The sequence below is a fragment of the Idiomarina fontislapidosi genome (genome assembly GCF_003226255.1).
In the GTDB taxonomy this organism is placed as follows: Bacteria; Pseudomonadota; Gammaproteobacteria; order Enterobacterales; family Alteromonadaceae; genus Idiomarina; species Idiomarina fontislapidosi.
This window is the reverse complement of record NZ_QJST01000031.1, coordinates 1-3,986: the sequence shown is the minus strand read 5'-3', so window position 1 is coordinate 3,986 and position 3,986 is coordinate 1. Positions and strand designations below refer to the sequence as shown.

4 protein-coding genes are annotated in these 3,986 nt (G+C 42.0%); 1 reads left to right on the top strand and 3 read right to left on the bottom strand.

Annotated elements, in window-relative coordinates; translation table 11 throughout:
- The first annotated feature begins 202 nt into the window (after positions 1-202).
- The gene (locus DFP83_RS13315; protein WP_126753170.1) at positions 203-502 is read left to right on the top strand and encodes a hypothetical protein; all 300 of its coding nucleotides are present in this window, start codon (positions 203-205) and stop codon (positions 500-502) included.
- 782 nt (positions 503-1,284) lie between these two features.
- Here the strand turns inward: DFP83_RS13315 and DFP83_RS13695 are convergent.
- The 3 genes from DFP83_RS13695 to DFP83_RS13580 form a co-directional block, all read right to left on the bottom strand.
- Entirely contained in the window at positions 1,285-1,977 is a 693-nt protein-coding gene (locus DFP83_RS13695; RefSeq protein WP_241971655.1) for an RHS repeat-associated core domain-containing protein, read from the bottom strand.
- Positions 1,978-2,535: 558 nt separating this feature from the next.
- Positions 2,536-3,192 carry a hypothetical protein gene (locus DFP83_RS13295; protein ID WP_110576540.1) on the bottom strand — a complete coding sequence of 219 codons (657 nt, stop codon included), beginning with the start codon at positions 3,190-3,192 and terminating at the stop codon, positions 2,536-2,538.
- Positions 3,189-3,986, bottom strand: a 798-nt coding sequence (locus DFP83_RS13580) for an RHS repeat-associated core domain-containing protein (protein WP_181416424.1), incomplete at its 5' end; no start/stop codon positions are given. The genes DFP83_RS13295 and DFP83_RS13580, both read right to left, overlap by 4 nt.

The window sequence follows — 3,986 nt, the reverse complement described above, 5'->3', positions numbered from 1 at the left end:
CCGCACGACTCACTCAATGATATGACACCGTTTGAGTACCGAACTGCGGCATAAATATTCTATGAGATGACTGTGTTATAAATGGGATATTTACACGAAAGCCGTGAACGTGGAACAAGCACCCTATGACAGAAAAAGCGACATTCAGACTCGGTTGTTGTCTATAATCTCTAAACAGCAATAGCAACCAGAGTCGATGTTCATGCCTTACTGCAAAACTAACTTTCGAACTGTGCCGCCAGAGCGAGTTGAAGAGGTGCTATCTTCATTGACCAAAGAGAGCTTTGCCGGAGGCCAATCCGCTTATCAGCTAGACGATGGAACTTTCTCGATTGATGCTGGGGAAAACGATATTCGGGCTATATATGACCAAGAAAATGCAGAAATAAAGTTCTTCTGCCGTTACCAACGGGATATGAACTTTTACGATAAGAAACTGATGGCTTTTGCCACCAAGCATGGCATTGACACGAAACCTTGCACCGCCTCATCTGAATATTGAACAGCTACTACTTGCCTTGATGTGAGCAAAAAACAAAGCCCCGCGAGGGCGAGGCTTTGGATTCAAAAAAACTGTGACAATGCTAATCATCTTTTTCGTCTATCAGGCTCCCGCAAGAATAACATTTCTCTTTAGGCATTCTGTAGCTTAGAAACGAACGAATAACTTGGTTTTTCTCACAATTAGGGCAAGTGTAATTGATCGATTTAATTGTCAAGATGACGGCTGTGACAACACTCAATATATAAAACGAATTTAAAAAGAAATCACCACTAATACTAATAAAATTAAAACCTATGATGCATATAATGAACGCCGCCAACACGGATCGAAATTTTGCATGTTTTTTCATAGCTCTACTCAATAATCTCTTTAACTTTTTCAGTCACTTGCTGCGCAGTATCTTTTGCTATCAAAAATGACATCGATACAAGCTCTGATTAGATAGAAAAAAGCCTCGCGAAGATGCGGCCTTGGATTAAAATAAAAGCAATGTAGTGGCAAATAAAATGACCATGGATAAAGTCGAACTTTATTAGCTCCCCTCATTACCGCATCACGTTTATCCGTGATTCTTTCTATAATCAAAAATGCCAGAGACAGCTAAAAATAAAGTATATACCCCGCCTAAAAAACCAAGTATAAGGATAGGCCAATATAAAGGCTCATTTTCGAGGATTCTAATACCTCTGTAAGAGATATGGCCTGTATCCCAACTATGGTAAGTAAGTGCTAAGAGTACAATGGCAACGATTAAATATAGCCAATTAAGTTTCTTAGATTTATTCAAGTCTATCTTCCTCTATTATTAACTTTGTTGCCTCTTCTGCCACACGAGATGCCGTTTCTTCCGTTATTACTGCGACGGTATCACTCGCACCTTTTCTGGAAATATACTTTCCTGCACCTTTACCAACCGCGGTCGCCACTACAGCGCTTGGATCATCGTAAACTGTCGCTAACAAAGTCGCAGATAGAAAAGCTACAGCTTGCGTTGGCGGCGTAGGAATAGAACCGTTGACCTGAACTTGTGTTTCAAGCATTTTTTTGCCGCCAAGATCATTAGCCAGCCTCTTTGGAACCTGTTCTATATTTTTAGTCGTGATCTCTTTATTAACTAACTCATCTGGTATTAAATTTTTTAATGGGTTAAATAAGGATTCCAAGTCAACACTAGATCGGCCATCGGGATCAACAAACTTAAAAGGGTTATTATTAGCATATGCGTATCGGTTGAAGCCATGAATACCGTTTGCCGTCCCCAAATGAGCAATAGCGCCAACCGGATCATTCGAATAAAAACGACCTATGACTGGATCATAGTATCGTGCCTGCATATAAACGAGCCCGGTGTTATCGCCAACATGACCCGTGTATCCTTGTTGGCTGGCTGGACTTAAATCATCTCCCACCTTAGCCACTGTTTCACCATCTAGAATTATCTTATAGCTACTATGTCCGTTCTGCGCGCTCATTAACAGCGCACCCTCTCGACTGTATACCGTTAGCCGTTTTTGTCCACCCTGCTCTACAGTGAGGCGATGACCGTGCGCATCGTACTGGTACTGCGTATCCCCTAATTGCGTTAAACGCCCCGCTCCGTTATAGCTTAAACTAGCTATGCCCGTATGGGTGACGCGTCCAGCGCAAAGTCGCGCAAAATGCGCGACCTACTGCGATGCGTACAACCCGATACTCTCATCAGTGGGTCTTGTGCATCGTAGTGGTAGGTTTTAAAAAGCGTACTTTGAGAATATACAGACTGTCTAGTGAAAGCTGGGAAGTCCAGGAACTTTCTCGATTGATGCCGGGGAAAACGATATTCGGGCTATCTATGACCAAGAAAATGCAGAAATAAAGTTCTTCTGCCGTTACAAACGGGATATGAACTTTTACGATAAGAAACTGATGGCTTTTGCCACCAAGCATGGCATTGATAAGAAACCTTGCACCGTCTCACCTGAATAGTGAACCGCTACGACTTGGCTTGATGTGAGAAAAAAACAAAGCCGCGCGAGGGCGAGGCTTTGGATTCAATCTTTAGTATTTGCTCGCCTTGTAATGCAATTAGCGATACGACGCATCAATAATGAATCCCGCTTTCCTATCAAAGCAATGGCTTCACTTCTACCATTGTCGGCGGGAAAATATCTCAATATACAGAATTCATTATTACTTCGAACTTTATGGAGCAGACCTCTAACATCAAAAGCGTTTGACGAATATTCTCTTGAAACAATAGGTTCATTTAAATTAACTGGGTTATTAGCCGGAGAAACGATGAATAATCCCGTTGCACTATACAAAATTTCATGCGGTAATTTAGTTTCATTGAAATCGTCAAGTTCAATCTCACTCACTAGCCTTGAGTTTGAATCATCAACAAAGACTTCATGTTCAGTTCTTTTGTAAGCCGAAAACAATTTTCGAGATTCGATAGAAAACTTTTTAAGTCTTAAAGCTGAGGATTTCCCTGTATTATCAGATGCCCACAGAAACATTACTTTCAAATTAGCAGCCTGAAAACAATCGGCTAGCAGCTTCACTGCGCCCGAATTAGGTTCAGGATCGGAGTCATAACTCAGCTCATCTCTTAAGCTAATTAACTTAATCTCTTCATCTGCTTTCAATTCACCACGCATGTAGAATTGATAATCTTCAGGTTTTGAGTCTGAGTTGAAATCAATCACCGCTTATCCTCATAATAATGATGCTGTTTAAGCTTTCCTTCCTTAGAAGGTCCAGCATTAAAGTGAGGTTTTTGGTCACCTTTACCACCTTGTCCATAGGAAGCCGCTTTATCTTGTCTAATAGTGATTTTCTCACCGGCTCCGTTAGTGTACTCATACTGCTTAACATTTCTAGAATCTAAACCAGCAGCATTACCTTCGGGAGTACCGGGCTTAATAGTTTTGTCTGGCTGAGCGCTTCTGGGTATTCCATTTGCATCTTTGGCCTGTCTAAGTGCTTGGTTAGAAGTTACTGAGACTGTATCAACAGCTTTATCTCCCGCTCTAACAGCAGTTCCAAGCCCTGTAGCTCCGGGGATGAACAACCCTGCAACGTTGGCACCAAGAGATGCTGTATTAGTTGCATTTATACCAGCAGTCGCCATGTCATAAAGGTCATACGCGATCAAACCTATATCTACGATGGCGTCTAAAAACTCTCCATTCGGGTCTGTATATTTATACGGGTTGTTATTCACGTATAAATAGCGGTTGAACGACATGACTGGGTTAGCAGACGTATAACCAACAGGATCATTCGAGTAAAACCGCCCAATCACCGGATCATAGTATCGTGCCTGCATATACACTAGGCCAGTGTCCCTGTCATACTTGTGTCCGGTATATCCCACCTCATTGTCAGGTGTCTCGATACCTGCGCCAAAAGGTTGATAATGTTGACGCGATAATATCGTGCCGCTGGCGTTAGACGTCGCTGCCGTACTGCCTAAATAGTCACTATGAAAATAACGTAC